General features: G+C 43.2%; 22 protein-coding genes and 1 riboswitch. Of the genes, 21 read left to right on the plus strand and 1 reads right to left on the minus strand.

Going from position 1 to position 22,710, the window contains the following annotated elements; all coding sequences use genetic code 11:
- Positions 1 to 3: 3 nt before the first annotated feature.
- Positions 4 to 852, minus strand: coding sequence for a Cof-type HAD-IIB family hydrolase (locus ACGTNH_RS05370; protein ID WP_394585570.1), 849 nt, complete (start codon positions 850 to 852; stop codon positions 4 to 6).
- Between the two features lie 175 nt (positions 853 to 1,027).
- Here ACGTNH_RS05370 and ACGTNH_RS05375 point away from each other — a divergent pair, with 175 nt between their 5' ends.
- From ACGTNH_RS05375 to ACGTNH_RS05475, 21 genes are all read left to right on the plus strand, one after another.
- Positions 1,028 to 3,070 carry a BglG family transcription antiterminator gene (locus ACGTNH_RS05375; protein WP_394585571.1) on the plus strand — a complete coding sequence of 681 codons (2,043 nt, stop codon included), beginning with the start codon at positions 1,028 to 1,030 and terminating at the stop codon, positions 3,068 to 3,070.
- Positions 3,070 to 3,351, plus strand: a complete 282-nt coding sequence (locus ACGTNH_RS05380; protein WP_394585572.1) for a PTS sugar transporter subunit IIB — start codon at positions 3,070 to 3,072, stop codon at positions 3,349 to 3,351. Before ACGTNH_RS05375 ends, ACGTNH_RS05380 begins: the two co-directional genes overlap by 1 nt.
- Before the next feature lie 35 nt (positions 3,352 to 3,386).
- A complete protein-coding gene (gene ulaA / locus ACGTNH_RS05385; protein ID WP_394585573.1) occupies positions 3,387 to 4,733 on the plus strand; it encodes a PTS ascorbate transporter subunit IIC in 1,347 nt (448 codons plus the stop codon).
- A 183-nt stretch (positions 4,734 to 4,916) separates the two neighbouring features.
- Positions 4,917 to 5,723 (plus strand): histidinol-phosphatase HisJ family protein, encoded by an 807-nt coding sequence (locus tag ACGTNH_RS05390; RefSeq protein ID WP_394585574.1) that lies wholly within the window; start codon positions 4,917 to 4,919, stop codon positions 5,721 to 5,723.
- A 259-nt stretch (positions 5,724 to 5,982) separates the two neighbouring features.
- A complete protein-coding gene (locus ACGTNH_RS05395) occupies positions 5,983 to 6,777 on the plus strand; it encodes a DUF6574 domain-containing protein (protein ID WP_394585575.1) in 795 nt (264 codons plus the stop codon).
- A gap of 25 nt (positions 6,778 to 6,802) precedes the next feature.
- Positions 6,803 to 8,206 carry a TcaA NTF2-like domain-containing protein gene (locus ACGTNH_RS05400; RefSeq protein ID WP_394585576.1) on the plus strand — a complete coding sequence of 468 codons (1,404 nt, stop codon included), beginning with the start codon at positions 6,803 to 6,805 and terminating at the stop codon, positions 8,204 to 8,206.
- A 354-nt stretch (positions 8,207 to 8,560) separates the two neighbouring features.
- Positions 8,561 to 9,784 (plus strand): DUF819 family protein, encoded by a 1,224-nt coding sequence (locus ACGTNH_RS05405; protein ID WP_394585577.1) that lies wholly within the window; start codon positions 8,561 to 8,563, stop codon positions 9,782 to 9,784.
- A 499-nt stretch (positions 9,785 to 10,283) separates the two neighbouring features.
- A riboswitch (cobalamin riboswitch) is annotated at positions 10,284 to 10,467 on the plus strand.
- A gap of 129 nt (positions 10,468 to 10,596) precedes the next feature.
- Positions 10,597 to 11,574, plus strand: a complete 978-nt coding sequence (locus ACGTNH_RS05410; RefSeq protein ID WP_394585578.1) for an ABC transporter substrate-binding protein — start codon at positions 10,597 to 10,599, stop codon at positions 11,572 to 11,574.
- The gene (locus ACGTNH_RS05415) at positions 11,567 to 12,619 is read left to right on the plus strand and encodes a FecCD family ABC transporter permease (RefSeq protein ID WP_394585579.1); all 1,053 of its coding nucleotides are present in this window, start codon (positions 11,567 to 11,569) and stop codon (positions 12,617 to 12,619) included. Before ACGTNH_RS05410 ends, ACGTNH_RS05415 begins: the two co-directional genes overlap by 8 nt.
- The gene (locus ACGTNH_RS05420; RefSeq protein WP_394585580.1) at positions 12,612 to 14,075 is read left to right on the plus strand and encodes an adenosylcobinamide amidohydrolase; all 1,464 of its coding nucleotides are present in this window, start codon (positions 12,612 to 12,614) and stop codon (positions 14,073 to 14,075) included. The genes ACGTNH_RS05415 and ACGTNH_RS05420 overlap by 8 nt, the downstream gene beginning before the upstream one ends.
- Positions 14,075 to 15,022: an adenosylcobinamide-phosphate synthase CbiB gene (gene cbiB / locus ACGTNH_RS05425; RefSeq protein WP_394586139.1), complete on the plus strand. Its 948-nt coding sequence runs from the start codon at positions 14,075 to 14,077 to the stop codon at positions 15,020 to 15,022. Before ACGTNH_RS05420 ends, cbiB begins: the two co-directional genes overlap by 1 nt.
- Positions 14,997 to 16,061, plus strand: a complete 1,065-nt coding sequence (cobD, locus tag ACGTNH_RS05430; RefSeq protein ID WP_394585581.1) for a threonine-phosphate decarboxylase CobD — start codon at positions 14,997 to 14,999, stop codon at positions 16,059 to 16,061. Before cbiB ends, cobD begins: the two co-directional genes overlap by 26 nt.
- On the plus strand, positions 16,058 to 16,591 hold the full coding sequence (locus ACGTNH_RS05435) for a bifunctional adenosylcobinamide kinase/adenosylcobinamide-phosphate guanylyltransferase (protein ID WP_394585582.1): 534 nt from the start codon (positions 16,058 to 16,060) through the stop codon (positions 16,589 to 16,591). The genes cobD and ACGTNH_RS05435 overlap by 4 nt, the downstream gene beginning before the upstream one ends.
- Positions 16,588 to 18,057 carry a cobyric acid synthase gene (locus ACGTNH_RS05440; RefSeq protein ID WP_394585583.1) on the plus strand — a complete coding sequence of 490 codons (1,470 nt, stop codon included), beginning with the start codon at positions 16,588 to 16,590 and terminating at the stop codon, positions 18,055 to 18,057. Before ACGTNH_RS05435 ends, ACGTNH_RS05440 begins: the two co-directional genes overlap by 4 nt.
- On the plus strand, positions 18,054 to 18,821 hold the full coding sequence (locus ACGTNH_RS05445) for an adenosylcobinamide-GDP ribazoletransferase (RefSeq protein ID WP_394585584.1): 768 nt from the start codon (positions 18,054 to 18,056) through the stop codon (positions 18,819 to 18,821). The genes ACGTNH_RS05440 and ACGTNH_RS05445 overlap by 4 nt, the downstream gene beginning before the upstream one ends.
- On the plus strand, positions 18,794 to 19,390 hold the full coding sequence (locus ACGTNH_RS05450; protein WP_394585585.1) for a histidine phosphatase family protein: 597 nt from the start codon (positions 18,794 to 18,796) through the stop codon (positions 19,388 to 19,390). The genes ACGTNH_RS05445 and ACGTNH_RS05450 overlap by 28 nt, the downstream gene beginning before the upstream one ends.
- The gene (locus tag ACGTNH_RS05455; RefSeq protein ID WP_394585587.1) at positions 19,351 to 19,731 is read left to right on the plus strand and encodes a bifunctional adenosylcobinamide kinase/adenosylcobinamide-phosphate guanylyltransferase; all 381 of its coding nucleotides are present in this window, start codon (positions 19,351 to 19,353) and stop codon (positions 19,729 to 19,731) included. The genes ACGTNH_RS05450 and ACGTNH_RS05455 overlap by 40 nt, the downstream gene beginning before the upstream one ends.
- An 11-nt stretch (positions 19,732 to 19,742) precedes the next feature.
- Complete coding sequence (locus tag ACGTNH_RS05460) at positions 19,743 to 20,324, plus strand: cob(I)yrinic acid a,c-diamide adenosyltransferase (RefSeq protein ID WP_394585588.1); 582 nt, start codon at positions 19,743 to 19,745, stop codon at positions 20,322 to 20,324.
- On the plus strand, positions 20,325 to 21,032 hold the full coding sequence (locus ACGTNH_RS05465; RefSeq protein ID WP_394585589.1) for an ATPase: 708 nt from the start codon (positions 20,325 to 20,327) through the stop codon (positions 21,030 to 21,032).
- A gap of 76 nt (positions 21,033 to 21,108) precedes the next feature.
- Positions 21,109 to 22,266 carry a M20 peptidase aminoacylase family protein gene (locus tag ACGTNH_RS05470; protein ID WP_394586140.1) on the plus strand — a complete coding sequence of 386 codons (1,158 nt, stop codon included), beginning with the start codon at positions 21,109 to 21,111 and terminating at the stop codon, positions 22,264 to 22,266.
- A gap of 164 nt (positions 22,267 to 22,430) precedes the next feature.
- The gene (locus ACGTNH_RS05475; RefSeq protein ID WP_394585590.1) at positions 22,431 to 22,586 is read left to right on the plus strand and encodes a hypothetical protein; all 156 of its coding nucleotides are present in this window, start codon (positions 22,431 to 22,433) and stop codon (positions 22,584 to 22,586) included.
- Positions 22,587 to 22,710 lie beyond the last annotated feature (124 nt).

Genomic DNA, 22,710 nt, shown 5'->3' on the forward strand with positions numbered 1-22,710 from the left:
ATGTTATTTTAATTTTTCTGATAGAAAAGAATAAAGGCCGTTTTCTTCGTAAGTGTACTTCGTCACTTCATCAACCGTACGCTTTACGATGTCTTCTGCATTCTGCATCGCAACGGACCAGCCGGCTAATTCAAGCATGGGAAGGTCATTTTCCCCGTCACCAATTGCCATTAAGTCTTCAGGCGATAGGTGAAATTCCTCTAACAATTTCGTGATGCCGCTGGCTTTAGTGACTTTGCCCTCCATAATTTCTGCATTATGCAGAGAGGAAGAGGATATGGTAAAAGTAAAGCGTGCCTTTAAAGTGGATAAGGTCTCTTTCCATTCGTTTATTTTACCTGGATCCATACTAAAGAAATAGACTTTGATATTTCCTTCATACGATAAATTCTCGACCCACACGATATCCTGGCTGAGCGCTTGTTTTCTTGAAAAATATTCATTATCTAATAACGTATCGGGCCGCCGAGATTCGACTACACTTTCAAGTAAGTGCTTATCCTCTCTGAGTGCCACCCGCCTTCCTTTATGGGGGTGAACCTCATAATATAACCCGGCTTCTTTAGCTTGATGTATGACGCTGCGCACTAAAGATGGATTGATTGTATGCTCAAACAAGGTTTGTCTATCTATGTAACCTCCCATTCCATTGGCTGTGACAATGCCATCAGGCGTGAACCCTGTAGGAAGAACTTCATCGATTTCGAGCTTCGTTCGACCGGTTGCCAGAAATACACGTATGTCCTGCTCCTGCTGGATATTTACAAGAAAAGAGAGAAGTTCTTTAGTCACTTTATTTTCGGCATTTAACAGCGTACCGTCCATATCCAGTGCTATGGCTTTAGGTATCATGTTATTTCCTCCTTCGTGCCTTTGACTAACTAAAGTATAATGTCGCTATATCTTTAAAACAATGGACATACAAGCACAATTTATGTATAAAACGCTTACAAAGGTTGGGTTTGAATGTTGTTGTGATCGCAATGTAAGCGTTCTACAATTGAAATAAGAAATGGAGGTTCTTCCTTTGCTGGATCAGAAAACCTATCAACTTCTCGAGAGGATTATGACGTACAGCCAAATTACCAAACCAGAGATCATGATCGAGCTGGAGCTGACAGAACGACAATTTCATTACCTTTTTGAAAAAGCCAACAGTACATTAAGCAGCTATAAGCTGCCGCCTATTGAAATGAAAAACCAGATGTTTCTGGTCGATGAGAAATCAAAAGAGCTGCTTGAACCAGAGACTGCTCTGGACTCAAAGGGAAACAACCTCATTATTTCTGAAGAAGACCGTCCATTTGTCATATATTTATATACCTTTATTAAAGAGGAGGTCCTTTCAGGTTATCATTTTCAATTGATTCTTGGGGTCAGTAAAAACACAGCTCTAGCGGATGTAAAAAAAACAAAAGACTTTTGTAAGACGTGGAATATTCAGTTGGTTTACAGAAGAATGGATGGCTACACATTAGAAGGGCATGAAATGGATAAGCGAAGACTGGCGCTTTACTGCATCGATTACCTTCTTTCACAGCCGCTGGGAAAAGAAATGATTGTGATGACTTTAAGAGCCTGGGAAAAAGAGCAGGAGATTTTAGAAACAAAAACGGTGATAGAGGAATATTTGAATCGGGTCACGCTTCACCTTGTCAAAAGTCGTAAAACAGAAATGATCTATCATCTGATCTTTATGAGACTACACCGTCAAAGTGAAGACCTCCATTTTACAGCAGCAGAGAAAGAAATGCTGAAGAAAGAGGATTTATTTCAGCACGCCTGTGATCTCGCTAAAGAATTATTCCCAGAAGAATACAAGCAGGAAAAGTATTTCACAGCTATTCAACTGTTAACAACGCAGGAGGAAGTACACAGTCAAGGGAACACTGTTTTGAAACAATTAGCAGAAGAGATCGTTCATGAATTTGAAAAAAATACGCTTCTGCCGATCAAGCATAAAGACTATCTGATACAAAGCTTGTTTAATCATCTCGTTCCCACTTTCTTTCGGATTACATTCGAAATCCCGTTAATTAACCCGATGACGAACCGGATTAAGGCTGAATACAAGGAACTGTTTCAATTTGTGGAAAGCTCGCTCCGTCCTCTTTCGTTATTGACAGGTAAAACGATAAGCGAAGCGGAAATCGGGTATTTCACTCTCCACTTTGGCGGATATTTAGAAAAATACAGAGAAGTGAAAACGGAACACATCAGAGCTTTAATTGTTTGCTCCAACGGGGTGAGTTCATCGATTATGCTGAGAGCTCAGTTAAATGAAATGTTTCCGGGTGTTTATTTTTCTCGGATTCATACAGCTGATGATATACACAATGTCTCACCTTCGGATTATGATTTAATTTTTTCAACCGTTCAATTAACGTCTATGAAACCTTTGTTTATTGTGAAGCCTTTATTATCACTTGTCGAAAAAAATCAGCTTATTCAAGCGGTGTCTGCGGAGTTTCCACAGTTAAATGAGCGGAACATTTCTGTAGATCAAATTATGACCATTGTTCGAAGAAACGCCGATGTCAAAAATGAGAAAAAACTAATTTCTGAATTAGTAGAACTTATGTATTTTAATAACACAGATACAAGGTGGGAAAAGCCGATGCTTTCAGAGCTATTAACACAAGATACCATTCAATTTACGAACGAAAACCTCGATTGGAAAACAGCTATTACTCAGGCGGCTCAGCCGTTGATTGAAACAGACAAAGTAGAACAAAGATATATCGATGCGATGATCCAGAATGTCGAGGATGTCGGCACGTACATTCATATTGGAAAAGGAATAGCGATCCCTCACGCCAGACCCGATGCCGGGGTTAAGGAAGTAGGGATGTCCCTGCTTAGAACACAAAAGCCAGTATTGCTGCTGGATCAGCCTGAGCATTCAATTGATTTATTTGTCTGCTTGGCAGCGATCGATAACGAAGCTCACTTGAAGGCTTTAGCTCACCTGACGAAACTATTAGGAAATGAATCTACGTTACAAGCGATGAAAAGTGCTGAGTCTGCTCAGGAAATTATTACGATTATAAAAGAAGGAGAGGAATCATAATGAAAATTTTAGCAGTATGCGGATCAGGATTAGGTACTAGTTTTATGGTGGAGATGAATATTAAGCAGGTATTGGACGAACTGGGAGTTACAGGTGTCGAAGTCTCCCACTCGGACTTAAGCTCAGCCGCGCCGGGTGATGCAGATGTTTTCATCTTAGCAAAGGATATAGCAGAAGGCGGAGAGCACCTCGGGGAAGTAATTGTACTTGATAATATTATCGATATGGATGAATTAAGAGAGAAGATTAAGAAAATGGCAGAAGAAAAAAACCTGACGTAATGGTTTGATTTGAGGATAAAGGGGGAGAAAAGCAGATGAATAATATACTTGCAACTTTAATAGACATTTTAAGTCAACCGGCAATATTAGTTGCTTTGATTGCTTTAGTAGGTTTATTGGCTCAAAGGAAAAACCTGTCGGACACAATGAAGGGGACAACAAAAACATTTGTCGGTTTCCTCGTCATTGCCGCGGGAGCCGGCATTTTAGAAACATCCCTGGTTCCCTTTGGTTCTATGTTCCAGGAAGCATTTAATGTATCTGGAGTCGTTCCAAACAATGAAGCCATTGTGGCACTGGCATTAAATGAATATGGTTCAAATACCGCATTAATTATGTTCTTCGGAATGATCGTAAATATATTAATTGCCCGATTTACGAGGTTCAAATATATCTTTCTGACAGGTCACCATACGTTGTACATGGCGTGTATGCTGGCTGTAATCATGGCAGTTGCTGGTTTTACTACCGTACCACTAATTGCAGCCGGCTCAGTGGCACTTGGGATCATCATGACATTATCCCCCGCCATTCTTCAGCCTTTTATGAGAAAGCTGACAGGGAATAATAATGTTGCCTTAGGTCATTTCAGTGCTGTGGGTTATGCATTAAGCGGGTTAGTAGGAAAAGCTGTGAAAGGAAAAGAGTCAACGTCTACAGAAAAAATCGATTTTCCTAAAGGGCTGGGTTTCCTAAGAGACAGCACCGTTAGTATAGCGTTAACAATGGTGGTTATGTATTTTATTGTTGCCCTGGCTGCCGGCCCGGCTTATATTGAAGGGGAGCTTAGTGATGATACAAACTTCCTCGTTTTTTCACTTATTCAGGCTGGTAATTTTGCAGCAGGTGTCTTCATTATTTTAGCAGGGGTACGCTTGGTACTTGCGGAAATTGTGCCTGCGTTTAAAGGGATTTCAACAAAGCTTGTGCCAAATGCGAAGCCTGCTTTAGATGTTCCTATTGTGTTCACCTATGCACCGAATGCTGTATTAATTGGTTTCTTCTCAAGCTTTGTCGGTGGATTGTTCAGTATGATTATTATGGCTGTAGTGGGAAGTACGATCATTCTTCCTGGCGTAGTGCCTCACTTCTTTACAGGAGCAGCAGCCGGTGTGTTTGGAAATGCGACAGGTGGAGTAAAAGGCGCTGTTGCGGGAGCCTTCGTAAACGGAATTATTATTTCATTCCTACCCGTTTTTCTTCTGCCGGTATTAGGAGAGCTAGGCTTTGCTAATACCACATTCTCAGACGCAGACTTTGGTGTCGGGGGCATCTTCTTCGGAACACTGGCCAATTATGCAGGACCAATGGCAATTGTAATCAGCCTTATCGTTATTCTTGTCCTTATGGCCATTCCGTTTAGAAGTAAAAAAAGTGCATAATTATAATTGACGGGAAGGAGGGAATTCTCCCCCCTTGTCTAATTCTTTACCAAGTCTACTCTGGCAAAGCATGTGCCGAAGGGTGATTCCTGGTTTTGTGAATGATGGAACCACTTAGATGGGGGAGGAGACGTAATTACCCCAATTAAGGAAACAGCTAAATTTGATGGAGGGGGGCTGGAAATGTATTTAACCGAATATCATCATCATACCGATAACTCAATTGACTCTAAAGCAAATATGGAAGAAGTCTGTAAACAAGCCATAGTGAAAGGCATCGATGAGATTTGTTTCACAGACCATTATTCAGTTAATCCTAAACTGCCCACATACGGCCATATGGATTTTGATATATACTTCTCCCAAATCAAATACTGTCAAGATAAATTCAAAGATGATTTGACAGTGAAAGCTGGGATAGAACTTTGTGAGCCTCATCTCATGCAAGAGGAGTATCATGAAGTGCTCAGCCAACTGGAGATTGATTTTATCCTTGGTTCCGTTCATAACATCAATGAAGAAAAGCTGCGTAAATTCATGAATGAGAGAGAGAAGAACGAAGCTTATCAAAAATATTTTGAAGAAGTCTATTCTTTAGTTTCTTCAGCAGATATTGATGTATTGGCCCATTTAGATTTGATGAAACGTTATGCGGTACAAACAAAAGGAAACTATGCCTTTACTGATTTTCAAGAAATTTTACATGCTATTTTAGAGAAGGCAGTGGAACGAGACATTGGAATTGAAATCAATACCTCGGGGTTATCAAATGAACATGTGGGAGAAGCTTTTCCTACCAGGGAGATTCTCAAACTATATAAACATCTCGGCGGCGAGATTTTAACCATTGGATCAGACTCCCACCACGCGCATACCGTAGGGAACCATTTAGAAGGTGCTCTCCAGATGGCCAGGCAGGCTGAATTTACTCATGTTTATACGTTTACGAAACGAAAGCTAAATAGATTATTAGCGGTACCAGGTACCTAGGTAGCTGATCACACTTCATTTTGAAGTGTGATTATTTTTTCCTGTTTTTAAATAGATGATTCTTTTTATCTGGTTTACTGTATAAATTTAACTTGAAATTATGAAAAAACACCTATTAAAGTGTTAGCGTTCTGGTAGAATAATAATAAGTTATCCAAATGTACAATAAATTTCCTTTCAGCACAGCTGAAAGTAGGAAGGAGGGAAGAACAAATTTATTTGGGTAACGTAACACATTATTTGAGTAGAGGATGGTTTGATGACATGCAACAAATGTAATAATGAACAAGATTCGGGCAAGTTTTGCGGAGTTTGTGGAAGTCCTTTAGAGCAAGCAGCAGGAGCAGAATATTCAGCGGCTGCCGTAGAAAGCTCCCCGGAGAAAACTGCAGCTGTAAACTCTGAATCTATGGAAAAAGTTAAACAATTTTCAGGAGAGTTCAGCCAGTCTTCCCTGAGGTTATTAAAGCGGCCCGCAGCTGCCTTTCAACTGGGAGAATCAGCGTTCATGCAGGGTCTTGTAACGTTAATTATTTACAGCCTGGCTTACACGTTAAGCATTTATTTTTTAGCTAATTCGTTATTTAAGCAAATGGGTTCTTTTCTAATGGAAAGCCAATCGCTTCCTTTCTTTGAACTCAGTTCGCGATTATTCCTTCTTTCATTAATTGGAGTGGCCATTAGTGTCTTTTCTATTTTTATAATTTCTAAAGGCTTAAAACTCTCTATCAGCATCAAAAGACTGATTGCACAGTTTGGTGGATTACTAACCCCGTTTGCAGCCGTCAATCTAGCAGCGATCATTTTCGGGTTAAGTGGGTCCCTATCTTTAACACTTCTCCTGTTAGGTTTCTCTACTTCATTTGCACTGCTTATTGTCCCAATTCTATACATATACCACCAGGGAGTAACGGAACAGCCTGAACAAAACGTATTTTATTGGAGTTTAGTTACAGGTGTATCCGTTTCGGTCTTAACGTTTTTTTTCTGGAGATGGATGGTATCCGACACTGTAGAAGAAATAGAATCCTTTATAAATATGTTTCCATTTTAATCTTACATAAAGGCGGGTGAACCATGTGAAATATTGTATGAATTGCGGAGAGTCCTTGAAGGAAAATCAATCCTTTTGTGTTTCCTGCGGTCACAAGCAGGAAGAGCCCGTTAATCAGTCAACAACTTCTGTTTCAAAAAATGCTGCACCTAAACAGCCCATGTCTAAGAAGAAGAAAAACGCTATTATTATTGCTGCTTCTATCGCTGTACTTCTTATAAGTGCTCACTTTATAATTTCTAATTTATTGGACCTGATGAAAACGATCCAGGGTATGGATCGCGCCATGACTGATCAGAATGTTGATGATTTTTTCAACTACGTAGAACTAGAGGGAGAGGCCTTCATTCATAAGGAAGAGTACATGGAGTATGTAAGAGACTCAGATTGGGAAAATATTCGTTATCAATTAACAGAATCGTTTGAGTCTAAAGATGATCAATCATTTGATACGACGATAAGGGACTACGATGGAAATCCGTTATTCTCTGTAAAAAGAAATGCTGTTGTCCCTGGTTTATATCACACGTACGATATTAAAGCTATACCCGTTGAACTACTGGGCACTACCAATTTAAAAAATACTCAGATCACTTTTAACGATGAAAAGATTGAATTAGAGAATTCAGAAGAAATTACAACCCTGGGGTGGGCCTACCCCGGCGAATATACAGTCGAAGGCACAGCATCCAATGAATTTGGCGAGTTTCATTATCAAGAGACGATGACAGTGTACCCAAATGAAACGCAGGAAGCCGAAGTAGCTATCTCGTTTCCGACTGAAACTTACGCCATTAACACAAATCAAGAAGAAGCCATTTTATTTATAAATGGAGAAAGCACAGATCGTTCCCTCGGCGAGTATACAGAAATCGGACCTTTCCCAGAGGGAGAAATAGTAGACCTCCATGCGGAATGGGAAGATGAAAATGGAACTATTCATAAATCAGAAGAACTTGATGCCAGCTCAAACATTTGGGGTGGACCCACTTTTTATTTCTATCCAGAAGAAGAGGAAGTTTATGCCTCTGAGCAAACCACTGGCATGGAAGCAGAGGATGAAGGGGACGACAATTTTGATGCAATTGAGGACTTTATGATCGGATTCTTAAGTGACAGCGTTAACGCATTGAATCACGGTGACTTTTCAATGGTTGCTTCTTCATTTACTGAGGATGGAGAAGGAAAAGCAGAGTATGAAGACTTCATTGACTCTAGCGGTGACCGCATCGAAAGTGAAACCTTTCTGGGTGGAGAATTACTTGACTACGAAGAGAAGGAAGAGGGCTTTATTGAGGTTGTTATGAGTGAAAACTATGAAATTACTTACACGGATGGCGAGTACAAGGAACCGAGATTGGAAGGAACATATCTCCTTAAAGAGGATGAAGGAGATTATAAAGTAGACGTGTATGTGAATATTGATTAGAAAAAAGAGACTGGAGATAGAGGTGAAAAAATGAACATTCTAATAAGGGCAAATCATTAGCGCAGTCAAAATGCGAAGACGTCAGAGGGAACAGCTCGAACCGAGCGCTTCTTTCTGAGGTAGCTGAGGCGGGTCCATGAAGAGTGAATCATTTTGAGGAAGCGATGTTTAAATTCTCTTTACCATAAATCATTCGGACTGATTTCTCCAGAATCGTTCGGATGATTTTTTGCTTTATTCCGTTTGTCAGCCTGTTTTGTTATAGAGAGCAAAAGCTTTTAGGTTTTTGTTGTAATGTGTTGCTGATTTCCAATAAAAACCTTAGAATGATATACCAAAACAGGAGGTGGTTCCATGGAGAACAGTTTAGTTCAACCAGATGATGTATGGATATTGTGGGCATTTCTTGCAGGATGGGCTGCAATCAGTATTTACTTGGAACAAAATTACAAGTGGGCATCCAAATTTTCCGGTGCAATTATTGCTTTAGTCGGGGCGATGATTTTAGCGAATGTTGGAGTAATCCCATTAGAATCACCTGTGTATGATACGGTTTGGAATTATGTTGTGCCACTGGCTATTCCGCTTCTTTTGTTTCAAGCGAATATTCGTAAGATATGGAGTGAAAGCGGCCGGTTATTATTGTTATTTTTCCTTAGTGCTGCCGGTACTGTGGCAGGATCAATCATTGGTTTCTTTCTTTTAAAAGACGTAGTTCCCGGTCTAGATCAGGTAGGGGCGATGATGACAGGGTCTTACATAGGGGGCGGCGTGAACTTTGCGGCTTTGTCTGCTAAGTTTGAAGCACCTGGAGAACTCGTTTCCTCTGCTGTGGTTGCAGATAATTTAATGATGGCTGTTTATTTCTTCATACTAATGGCACTGCCGGCAATTGGCTTTTTTACTAAAAGGTTTAAGACGCCTTATATGGATGAGCGGTCTGAGTCTGATGTGAATGAGAACGACCAAACAGATGCGGCCTCTTACTGGGGTAGAAAAGAAATGTCGCTTCAGGATATAGGTTTGGCTGTTGGTAGTTCATTTGTGCTCGTGGCTGCTTCTTTTACAATTGCCGATTGGTTTGGTGAACTTATTCCAGCAGGTGAGGATGTTAATATCCTAAGTAATGTACTAAACGGAATTCTAGGTGATGGATATTTAATGTTAACTACATTGACGATGATTGCTGTTACTGTGTTTCCAAAGTATTTTGAAGGGATTCATGGCGCTCAGGAAATAGGCACATACTTGATTTATATCTTCTTTGTGGTCATAGGAATTCCAGCGTCAGTTGTGCTTATTTTTCAAAATGCTCCAATGCTGCTGGTGTTTGTATTTATTATCGTGATGAGTAATATGGTGGTTTCTTTTGTCTTAGGACGCGTCTTTAAATTTAGCCTGGAAGAAGTAATCGTTGCGTCTAACGCCAATATTGGCGGCCCGACGACAGCAGCTGCGATGGCGATTGCGAAGGGATGGACGAAGCTGGTGGTGCCGATTCTCTTAGTCGGTACACTCGGTTATATTGTAGGAAACTATATCGGTACAGGTATTGGTGTCTGGTTCAGTAGTTTTTAAGTAGTGAATAGGACAGGACAAAGTGCATTATCGCTCCCTCAAAATACTTGAGTTTACTGGATAAATTCTATCAAGCCCCACGCATTACTTGTCGGGGGATGCTTTCCGCGGGCACGGCCTCAGCTAACTTGGTCAAGAAGATCACTTGACCCAGTGGATCCTCGGCTTGCGCTGTTCCCGCGACGCATCACAGGACGTGGCCGGTTTTAATCGACCAGGCGTCAACCCCGAACGCTCATCGCAGTATCAACAGAGATCAATTTAACACCCATTCGAATGTTTAAAATATCTGCTCTTATGAACCTTCTATATGGGGGCTGGTTAGAGAACGATATAAGATGAAAACGAAGAACAATCAACTGAAGCATAGATACTTATGTATCGGCTTCTTATTTTATTGGGAAAATAATTAGTAAATGGGAGAGGAAGACGTTTATACAATTATTATAGGTAAACCCGTGATTTTTCCGAATTGTTCATTTAAAATAGAAAGGAATAGAATATCGTCGAAAAAATAGGCGTGATGGACGTTTCATCACTTAAAAGGGAAGTTGGTTCGATTCCAACGCGGTCCCGCCACTGTATTTGCGAGCGATCTGCATAATTCCACTGTGTGTAAGCATGGGAAGGAGCAGCAAGCGATGACCATAAGCCAGGAGACCTACCTATTTTTCTTCACCAAAACCCTACGCGGATAGGAGGTGTGATCAGAAGCGGCTTGCCATAATCGTGCAGACGCGTTGGTTACGTATACACATCTAAATGTAGGATGTGTTTTTTTGTGTTCATTTTTATAAAAAGGGGAGATCGTTATGAAAAAGTACTGGCGTTACATAGGGGTTGCTTGTTTATCCGCTGGATTGCTCATGGGATGTGCAGACGATTCAAGTGAGGAATCAAATGATGAAGCACCGGAAGATAGCAATGAAGAAGCTTCTGGTGAAACGAGCTATCCGTTAATAGTCGAAGATGCGGTGGAAAACGAAGTAGAAATAGAAGAGGATCCTGAGCGCATTGTCAGTTTAATTCCGAGCAATACGGAAATTGCGTTTGAGCTTGGCGCAGGCGATGAGGTCGTCGGTGTGTCAGAGAACGATAATTACCCGGAAGAGGTATCGGAGCTTGATCAGGTCGGGGGTATGGAAATTAATGTGGAAAAAGTAATCTCCCTTGAGCCTGATTTGGTACTGGCCCATGCCTCCAGCGCGCACAATTCACAGGAAGCACTTGAACAGATCGAAGAGGCAGGAATTGCCGTATACGTTGTTGAAGATGCGGCCAGCTTTGACGGGGTTTACGACACGATCGAAGCTGTTGGTGAACTCGTGAATGAGCAGGAAAATGCGAAGGAAATCGTAAATAGCATGCAGGAAGACGTTGAGGCAGTAGAAGAACAGGCTGCAGAAGTCGAAGAGTCGAAACGTGTGTTTGTCGAGGTGTCTCCTGAGCCGGAAATTTATACAACTGGGACAGGCACATTTATGAATGAGATGCTTGACATGATTCAGGCGGAAAATGCGGCAGCTGATGAAGAGGGCTGGGTGCAGATGAATGAGGAAGCTGTCATCGACATGCAGCCGGACACGATTATTACGACGTATGGTTACTACACAGAAGATCCAGTAGAGCAAGTGTTAAGCCGTGAGGGATGGGAAGAAGTTCCTGCAATTGAAAATGAAGAAGTCATCGATGTGCACTCTGACCTTGTCACCCGCTCAGGACCGCGGTTAGTAGAAGGGTTGAAAGAGCTGGCAGAAGCGGTTTACCCTGACACATTTGGCGATGAGTAAATTTTTCACCTACGCAGGATCTCTACTGGTATTAGCCGGTGCGATCATAGCCGCGGTAGGAGCGGGCAGCGTGTCTGTTCCACTTCCAGATATTGTAAAAGTGATTATTGCTCAAGTAACACCTTTTTTCCCACAGGTGGATACTGTTCATGCCAGTATTATCGGGGATGTCCGGCTGCCGCGTGTTTTATTAGCTGGTCTGGTGGGGGCCTCGCTTGCGATTTCAGGCGCAGCTTTTCAAGGACTTTTACAAAATCCGCTGGCTGACCCTTATACGTTAGGTGTTTCATCAGGGGCTTCCGTAGGGGCCGTGCTCGTCCTGTTCCTCGGTCTTTCATTTCCCATCTTCTCAATGGTTACGCTGCCGGTTATGAGTATCTTAACGGCCGTACTAGCGCTGCTGTTTGTCATTACGTTTGCCCGCATGCTTGATCACACCCTGTCGATTGAGACGCTTATTTTAACAGGAATTGTGATGGGATCTTTTTTAGGCTCCCTCATTTCTTTAATGATTGCCTTAACTGGCGATGAACTGCGGCAGATCGTAGGCTGGCTGCTAGGAAGCGTCGCAATGAGAGGCTGGAATTACGTCAGTCTGCTCATTCCCTTTTTTGTAATCGGGTCACTTCTGCTCTTAATTCAAGGACAAGAGCTTAACGCGATGTCTTTAGGAGAAGAACGGGCGAAGCAGCTCGGCGTTCCGACCGAAAAACGAAAAGCGGTTATTTTGCTGGCCGCTTCAATATTAACAGGAGCTGCGGTTGCGGTTTCAGGAACAATTGGATTTGTAGGACTCGTCGTGCCTCACATCTGCCGGAAGATATTTGGCGTCGATCACCGCCATTTACTGCCGCTGTCATTAATCAACGGTGCGACGTTCTTAATTTTAGCTGATCTCGTATCACGCACGATTATCGCTCCCGTTGAACTGCCAATAGGTGTGATTACTTCACTAATTGGAGCTCCGATCTTTGCGGTTATTTTGTATCAGCAACGAAAAGAACGCAGCACACCGTTTAAAAGGAGGGGACCTGCACATGATTAAAGTGAAAAACGTATGCGGCGGTTATGAGGAGAAGCCGATTGTTGATCATGTTGATTTTTTCGTTTCAAAAGGCGAATTCTTTGGCGTGGTCGGTCCAAATGGCTGCGGTAAGACAACGTTGTTTAAGATGATGAGCGGCGTCCTCCCTTTATGGAGCGGTACAGTATCGATAGATGAGAGGACCATAGATGAATACGATCGAAAAAGCCTGGCACGAAAAGTGGCAACCCTGCCGCAGATCCAGCAGAGCTACTTTACGTACAGCGTGTATGAGACTGTAATGATGGGGCGGTATGCATACCAAACCGGCTTGTTTAAACAGCCTTCTGTTGAAGATGAAAAAGTCGTTGAGCGCATTTTACATCAAACGGGCTTAACACAAATGAGGCATCTGCCGATTACGGCGTTAAGCGGTGGAGAGCGGCAGCGTGTGTATTTAGCACAGGCGTTAAGCCAGGAGCCTGACGTATTACTGCTTGATGAGCCGACGAATCACCTTGATTTCAGCTATCAAAAGCAGCTCCTTGATGAATTAAAAAAGTTAACGTTAACGGATGAGTTAACGGTCGTATCTATTTTCCACGATTTAAATATTGCCAGCCTGTATTGCGATCGGCTGCTCCTTATGGAAGAAGGCAGGATAAAGAAGATGGGGACACCGGATGAAGTTATGCAGAAGGATCTGCTTGAAGGGGTTTATCAATCGACAATCGACGTGTATGCGAATCCGTCTGTTGCAAGCCCTCAAATGAATGTCATGCCAGGTTATCTATCAACTGCATTTTCACAGCTGTCGCCGGAGTCTTTACAAGTCAGTAAGGAAAAGCTGCTGTTTCAGACGAAGCGGCCATTGAAAACATTCTCCTCAGCTGTGGTTGGTGCCGGATTTGGATGGTATCAAAACTTCGTGAACTATCACGTTGAAAAAAGCTTTAGATGTGATTCACCCGAACGATTTATGAAGGGGAAATTTCGCGAGTGGAAGCTTCCTGAACACGAAACACTGGCGATGATGACAGCAGCTTATGTAACAAACTACGCGAAGCGCTATGTATATGAGAACGATTTTACACTCCTTGTCATAGTCACAGCAGGAACAAGTAATGCCGTTGATGTGCTGCATGGAGCGAAGCACGGTTTTATTGCCGCGCCAGGAACCGTCAATACGTGGGTTTTTGTTGAAGGAGAGCTATCTGAGCAAGCTTTTATTCAAGGGGTTGTAACGGCAACAGAAGCGAAGACGAAGGCTTTTTCAGATTGTAAAATAACCGATCAATTAACTGGCACAAAGGCGACTGGCACTTCCACCGACAGTATTCTGATTGCAAGTTCACAGACGGGCCAGCATGTCGAATACGCAGGACCTGTGACGCCACTCGGAAGAACCATCGGCCGCACGGTATTTGAAGCTACGGTGGAAGCTATTGAGAATTCGTTAAAAGGAAAACGTGTATGATGACGCATTTAACGTCGATAACGCTCGCATTTGTGCTCGATCTATGGCTCGGTGATCCGCGCTGGCTGCCTCATCCGGTCCGATTGATCGGCAGAATGATCGCTTATTTTGAGGGAAAGTGGAATCGCGGAAATTTTCGCCGTATAAAAGGCGTAGTAATGCTTATTGTTTTATGCATCGTCGTCTTTTTCCTCTCGTGGACAATAATTTGGGCGGGTTATCAGCTTCACATGGCTGCTGGTATCGCTGCGGAAACGCTGCTCATTTGGACGACGATTGCTTCGAAAGGATTAAAGGAAGCGGCAATGGACGTCTACATCCCTTTAGTGGAAAGAAATTTACCAAAAGCGCGTCACAACTTAGCGATGATCGTCGGGCGGGATACCGAGCAATTAAACGAATCAGAGATTGCTCGCGGAGCCGTAGAAACAGTGGCCGAGAATACGAGCGACGGCATTACGGCCCCTCTCTTTTTTGCCTTAATCGGAGGTGCGCCTTTAGCGATGCTGTACCGTGCCGTGAATACTTGTGATTCTATGGTCGGCTACCGGCACGACCGATATGTGAAGTTTGGCTGGGGATCAGCGCGTTTTGATGATGTATTGAACTGGATACCGGCCAGAGTGACGGCATTGCTTCTGCTTATTGCAGAAAAATCTTCCCATGTTACTTTACGAATGCTTCGTGAGCAGGCGAGGCGTCATCCTAGTCCAAACAGCGGCTGGGGTGAAGCTTCATTTGCTCTCTTACTAGGTGTACAGCTGGGTGGTAAAAACTACTATTTCGGTGAAGCATCCTATCGGCCGACGATAGGATTTCAACGACAAGAACTTCACGCGCACCACATCTTGGAATCTACGAAAATTATGCTTAGAGCCGTTATCTATTTTCTCATCGTTTTATGGATAGGAGGGATTCTCATTGAAATGGCCAGCTCATGGCGCTAACCCGCATTACTTAACCGAATCGATGAACCTGCCGCCTGTGCAGTATGATTTTAGCGTGAACGTTAACCCGCTAGGCCCTCCCTCGTGGCTGAAAGAGAAATGGTCGGAATTTTATCCCTTCGTTATGGATTACCCGGATCCTCATAACGAGCGTCTGATCAAAACGATTGCTGAGAGAGAAAGGATACCGAAGGAACAAGTGCTTGTTGGAAACGGAGCTTCCGAGCTTCTGATGTTGATTGGAAACTATTTTTCTGGCAAAAGAGTGCTCATTGTGGAACCGACGTTTTCAGAATATCGAACGATTGCGCAAACTCACGGCTGTCAAGTCGAGACTGTATTTCTCCTGGAAGAAGAGGGATGGCAATTGCCGGTTGGACGAATAGCAGAACAAATGACAGGGGTCGATCTCGTTATTGTATGTAATCCGAACAATCCCACAGGTGTTCATTATGCTGAAAGTGAAATAGTACCTTTGCTTCAAAGTTGTGAAAGGATGGAAACACATCTCGTCATAGACGAGGCATTTTATGACTTTGTGGAGTACGAGCCATCATTGATTCAGCATGTAAAGAGCTATTCAAAGCTGATCGTGCTCCGCTCCTTAACGAAAATGTATGCTGTACCAGGGCTGAGAATAGGGTACGCAGCTGCCGGCCAACAATTCGTCGAAGAGCTTTCTCACTTTCAACCGACATGGAGTGTGAACGGCCTAGCTCAAGTGATTGCTGAGCGCTGTGTTCAGGACGATGCTTTTCGTATAGAGACGCGACGTTACATCCAATCAGAAAAAGATCGACTTTTTCCAGCACTTCGTGACCTGGGGTTTACAGTAACGGATAGTGAAGTGAATTATTACTTACTTGGTGGATATCCCTGTTTAAGCGAAACCTTACTTTCTTTCCTTTTAGAAAATCGGATCGCTGTGCGGCATACATACAATTTTCCGGGCTTAGATGGGGAGAATATTCGATTATGTATCTATAAAAAAGAGGCAAATGATCGACTGCTCGAACTGCTTAGGAGGTGGACGCTGTGATTTTTTTTATTTGCGGAGGCGTAAGAAGCGGGAAAACGGGTTTTGCTGAAATGCAGATGTTAAAAAGTAAATGCAAAAATCTTCATTATATAGCCACCGGGGTAATAACGGATGAAGAGATGGAGGAGCGTGTGTCTCATCATCAGGAAGATCGAAGAAAGAGTGAACGCCCATGGACAACGTGGGAACAGGCAACGGAGATTAACGAACTGACTTTTTCAAAAGAAGATGCTGTTCTACTTGACTGCATCACGACGTGGACAGCGAATGAAATGATGGAGCATAAAGACTTGGAACCAGATCAGCTGATTGATCAGTTGCTGAGCCAAGTAGAAGAGTTCATCGCTCAGCCGGGCGAAGTATACATTGTTTCGAATGATGTCAACCGCGAGCTTCCTTCTCCATTTTCAATGGTGGAAAACTATAAATACATTATTGGAACGTTAAACCAGCATCTTGCTGCACACAGTCACCAGGCGGTAGAAATGGTATTTGGTGAACCAGTTTTTCATAAGGAGGTGCATGAATGAAGGGTGTCATGATTCAAGGAACCGCATCAAATGTGGGTAAGAGCTGGATCGCTACTGGATTATGCCGGGTATTTGCCCGAAAAGGCATAAAAGTGGCTCCGTTTAAATCACAAAACATGTCCAATAATGCGTACGTAACAGTTAAAGGAGAGGAAATCGGCCGTGCACAGGGCATCCAGGCTGAAGCTTCCGGAGTGGAGGCCACGGTTGAAATGAATCCAATTTTGTTAAAACCCACGAGTGAACAACGGTCAGAGGTGATCTTGCGCGGGGTCAGTCAAACTGTGTGGTCCGGGTCTGAATATCGGATGAAAGGATATGAAAAAGGAAAGCAGGCCATCAAGAAATCGGCTGAGAATTTAAATGACGCATACGATATGCTCGTTATTGAGGGAGCCGGCAGTCCGGTGGAAATCAACTTAAACGACCGGGAACTCGTCAACATGTCGATTGCTGACATGCTTGACGTTCCTGTCATTTTAGTAGCTGATATTGACCGAGGCGGTGTGTTCGCTAGCATAGTCGGTACGCTGGAATTACTGGAAGAACACCATCGCAAGCGTGTGAAAGGAATAATTATTAATAAATTTCGCGGGGAGCGTTCGTTGTTTGAAGATGGAGTGAGATGGCTTGAAGAGCGAACGGGGATCCCGGTGCTCGGCGTCCTGCCTCATTTAGAAAATCACGGCATTGAAGGGGAAGATTCGCTCACTGCAGCGTCTGTTTATGCTGATCAGGTCCACTCATTAGACATTGCTGTCGTGCACTGGCCATATATAGCGAATGACTCGGATGTAAACCCGTTATCACACGAATCGGATGTATCGCTTCGTTATGTCCGGTCTTTTGATGAGTTAGGTGACCCTGATGCATTAATTTTACCTGGCACGAGGAGTACAATCGACGATTATCGTACGTTTGAGAAACTGGGTTTAAAAGAAGTCATCCGTGAATATGCGCGGGAAGGGACGGTCATCGGTATTTGTGGCGGCTATCAAGTGTTGTGTGAAACGATGTACGAGCATAAAGCTGACACGGTCGGAACCACAGGCATTGGTTTATTTCCATTATCGACGATGTTTTTTCGTGAGAAACAGACGATCCGTGTTAAAGGAAGTACACACCCGGCAAGCGGTTTTGCAGAATCATCGATGTCTGGTTATGAAATTCATTTAGGCCGTACAAAAGGCTTGAATACGACGCCTTTTCTTGAACTGTTGGATGGCCCTGAAGGCATCAGCCTTGATGAGGGCCGGTTAATCGGCACCTATTTGCATGACTGTTTTCATAATGACGAGTGGCGCACGGATTGGCTTAACCGCCTGCGGAAGCAAGCCGGTCTGCCTGAACAGCCGGTTCTACACTTATCCGATCGTCAGAAGCGTTACGACAGACTGGCTGATCATCTAGAAAAATACTTAGATCATGAGGCGCTCCTGCACATTGTTGAGGAAAGCCGCTCATGAAGAACTTTTATTTCGGTGGATTGTTCGCACTGCAGTTTTTTTCAATTATTCCAGTTCATCTCGAAATCGAGCCTGGCCTCTCCCGCGTTCGCTGGTCCTTGCGCTGGCTGCCATTGTTGGGAGTTGCATTTGGTGCTGCAAATGTTGTCTTTTTTTTAATGATGCATACGTACACGGAAATGAGTTTACTCAGCCTCGTTTTGCTTTCGATACTTATTCCAATTGTGTTAAGCGGCGGCCTTCATTTAGATGGACTTATGGATACCGGAGATGCTTATTTCTCTTACCAGACCCCGGAGAAACGATTGGATGTAATGAAGGATCCTCGTACTGGGGCATTTGGTGTGATGGTCTTATTCCTCGTTCTTACGCTGCGCTTCATCTTTATATATGAAGCCGTGCGCCTAGAGGAAGCTGCTGTTTGGTTTTTACTCGTCATCCCGTGTTTCGCCCGCATTGTCATGGTCGGATTGCTCGGCTTTGCACCCTCTGCGAAAACCAGCGGACTCAGCTCGTTTTTTCAAAAGTCGTATAAGGCAAGTGTAACGTGGTGGCTTGTTGGTACAAGTATCTTTCTTATAATAGGATGTTTTTTTATTTCAATCGGTGTGTCCATTGCCTTTTGCTTAGCTGTATGTGCCGGGGTCTGGATCATAAAGAGCTGGGCGGTAAAAGCTTTTAACGGAATCACAGGCGATGTGTGCGGCGCAATGCTGGAAGGGATGGTGACATTTTTATGGTTAATCGTTTGGATCTTTATTTAATTCGCCATGGAGCCACAGAGTCAAATCGGCAAAAACGTTACATTGGCTGGCGCGAGGAGTCTCTTACAGAAGAAGGTGTGAAACAAGTGGAACAGCTGAGAAAGAAGCTGCCTCTTATGGCTTCCGTTTACACGAGTGATCTATCCCGTTGCCGGGAAACCGCGGGTATTTTGTCGCTGGTATTTCGAGAAGAAAAAGCACTGCGGGAATATGATTTTGGAGATTTTGACGGCAAAAGGTACGAGGAATTAAAGGACGAGGAAAGCTATAAACGCTGGCTGGATGATATGGAGAATGAAACGCCTGGAAATGGAGAGCGTTTTTCACATTTTAAAGATCGTGTGCTTCAGTTTGTGAATGGTTTTCTAGAAACCTACGAATGTGCTGCCTCACCAGTAGCTCTCGTTACTCACGGAGGCGTCATTCGTACGTTGCTGCAGCACTTTTCAAAGCAGACCAGTTCCATGTGGGAATGGAGCGTTGATCCAGGTGAAGCCTACCACATTCAACTGCTGAAGGAGGGGAATGAGTGGATTTTATTACAGGCGGAGCGCATAACGGCAAATTAGCCTGGGCTTTACAGCATTACGAAGGAGAAGCGACCGTTATTCGCGCCAGGGAAGCATTCGATGAGGAAGCAGCTTCTTTAGTCATTGTGGACCAAGTAGAAACAATTATTGGTGAGTGGAGCAGTGCTGAAGAATTTTTTCAAAAGTTAGTAGAGTGGGAACTCAGGAAAGAGGTTCGTCAACTCGTTTTCATTGGAACGGACATTACAAGCGGCATTGTCCCGGTGGAAGCAAAAGAACGTCAGTGGCGGGATGAGGTCGGATTTCAATACCAGCAGTTCATGAAAGACGCTGAGACCGTTTACCGCATTTGGTTTGGCATTCCACAACAATTAAAGTAGGAGGTTTTAACATGAGGTTATATACAAGAACAGGAGATAAAGGACAGACGAGCGTCATTGGCGGAAGAGTGGAGAAAGATGACGTGCGTGTGGAAGCTTATGGAACAGTCGATGAAGTGAACAGTTTTGTAGGAAAAGCACGTACGGAATTAGAAGGGGAGAAATTTGCTGAAATTCAAGAAGAGTTGGAGCGGATTCAGCACGAGCTCTTTGACTGCGGCAGTGATCTAGCGAATAAGAAGTCGAACCGTCCGTACAAGCTTCAGCAGGAAAGTATTGACTGGCTGGAGCAGCGCATGGATGAATATATAGAAAATTCACCTGAACTTGAGCGCTTCATTTTACCAGGCGGATCAGCCGCTTCTGCGACCTTGCATATTGCACGAACAATTACACGCCGTGCGGAGCGTCTCGTCGTTACCTTGCAAAAACAAGAAGAAATCCACCCTATTTGTTTAATGTACTTAAATCGTCTATCAGACTATTTCTTCGGTCTGGCCCGCTACGTCAATAAGCTGAACGATACGAAAGACGTAGAATATATTCGCAGTGCCAAAGTTTTTCGTTCAGGCAAACGAAAGGAAAATGAATAAATGGGCGTCCCTCTGTTCATACCCGTTCAAAAGGAGTGCGAACTTGTTATAGCCACGGATAATGCAGGGGCTATTGGGAGTAAATCTGAAGATCAAGTACAGGTTCCCTATTCAATCGTAGCTGAAGCGTTGTTTCGCGTCGCTTTCATGGATGCGGTAGCAGTGGGGGCTTCCCCTTATGCAGTGAATGTAATGAACTTTGCCGGGGATGACGTGTGGCTGGAGCTGGAAGAAACAATTACGGAACAATGCAGAAGTTTGGGATTCAAACTGTCGATTACCGGAAGTACAGAGTCTAACTTTTCTATGAATCAATCGGCAATAGGGCTAAGTGTAATCGGAACGGTTTCAGAAGAGGAAAAGAAAATTGGCTGTTCAAATGAAGGGTGTGGCGTTGCCTTGATCGGAGAGCCGCTTGTAGGAGAAGAAGTTATCCATGAAGCAGATAAAATTGCACCCTTAGACTTGTTCCTGCGTTTGACAAAACAGGACTGGGTGCATGAAATTTTACCAGTAGGCTCTAAAGGAATTGAAGGCAGTTTAATCGAGCTCGAGAAAAGAAACGGATGGAATCCTCAAGAATGGATCGTTCCTTTTGACCGAAAAAAATCAGGGGGACCATCCACGAGCTTCCTCATCACTTATGACTTAAAGAGAGGCCTTGACTTACAAAAACAAGCCGGCAGATATTTAACGGTATTAGGCTAGCATCTAGCATTGAGGTATCAATGAGGTACCAGGTACAATGAAGAGAAAGATCCGTACCAGGTACGCAATGGTGAAAATGCTGTACCTGGTACCGAAAGAGGGTGGAAATTTGAAAAATGGGATTGAAGAAAGGGTTCTTGCCACTTTTCGTTATCTCCATGAACATCCGGAAATCAGCTGGGAGGAGCATGAGACCACTCAATATATTAAGAGATTGCTAGAGGAAAGCGGATGTAAGGTGACTACTTTTAATGATTGTACCGGCGTAATCGGGGAATATGGTAATTTTAACAGTGACCTGCCTATCGTTGGCGTCCGGGCGGACCTGGATGCTTTGTGGCAGGAAGTGAATGGAGTGTTTAAAGCCAACCATTCTTGCGGACACGATGCTCACATGTCGATGGTTTTAGGTCTGTTATGGAAGCTTGAACAGACCCCTGAGCTAAAGGATAAAGTGGCGATTAAGTTTATTTTTCAACCTGCAGAAGAAGTATGTGCTGGAGCGTTAAAAATGGTCGAGAAGGGAGTTGTCGATGACCTCGATTATCTATTTGGTATTCATCTAAGACCAGCTCAGGAGCTTGCCATGGGCGAGGCATCCCCTGTAATTGTACATGGAGCCGTGAAAATGTATAACGCTGAGATTAAAGGCGAGGACGCTCATGGAGCACGACCACACCTCAATCACAATGCGATCGAGGTAGGATCACAAATAATTAACCACTTGAGTAAGATCCATTTAGATCCTAAGGTCCCCCACTCGGTAAAAATGACAAATTTTCATGCAGGCGGGAAGAGTTCGAATATTATTCCCGGCAGCGCCTCATTTTCTTTAGACCTTCGAGCGCAGAGCAATAAACTGATGGATGAAATGGAAGAAAAAATTTGCAGCCTATTTAAAGCGTTGGAAAATTTATATGATATTGATATAAAAATAAATGAGATCAAGGGTGCAGCAGCTGCTAAAACAAATGAAGAAGCAATCGAACTCATGAAAAAAGGAATTAAGGAAACGCTTGGTGAAGAAAGTGTACATTCTTCAATCGTCACGCCGGGAGGAGACGATTTTCATTATTACACTAGAAAAAGACCTTCTTTAAAAGCTACAATGATCGGACTTGGGTGTAATTTAAAGCCAGGTCTACACCATTCCCACATGACCTTCAATGATGCAGCATTAATAGATGGAGTGGAGATCTTGTATCGGACAGTGGTTAATATTTTTAAGTCATAGGTATAAAGTAGTTAGTTTTCTTGCATAATAATTATGTCAAAATTCTTACAATTATATTTCAAACGGTGAAAAATATGATAAAATACAGGTGAATGTTAACCGTTCCTATTGTTTTTTTGCTTAGATAAGAAAAAATATAATTGGGTGAGGGGGCGTATATCATTATGGAAAACTTACTTCTTGCAGAGCAGCGCCAAGCGGGAAACACAGTGGATATTATGGAAGGGACAATTTGTAAGAATTGTCACCAGTCGTTTTCTGACTCACCGCCTATGTACCCGCGAACTTGTGAAGATTGTCAAAACGATCAACTTTCATAGAGAAAGTATAAATTTAGATGATTGTGCCTGCCTTTTAAACGGCAGGTTTTTTTGTGGGAAAAAAGTTCATCTTTTCTACAGATTAGGTAAAGAACTTAGAAAATCAGATGGTAAATTTTGTTCA

The sequence above is a fragment of the Halobacillus sp. B23F22_1 genome (genome assembly GCF_043497005.1).
Lineage (GTDB): Bacteria > Bacillota > Bacilli > Bacillales > Halobacillaceae > Halobacillus_A.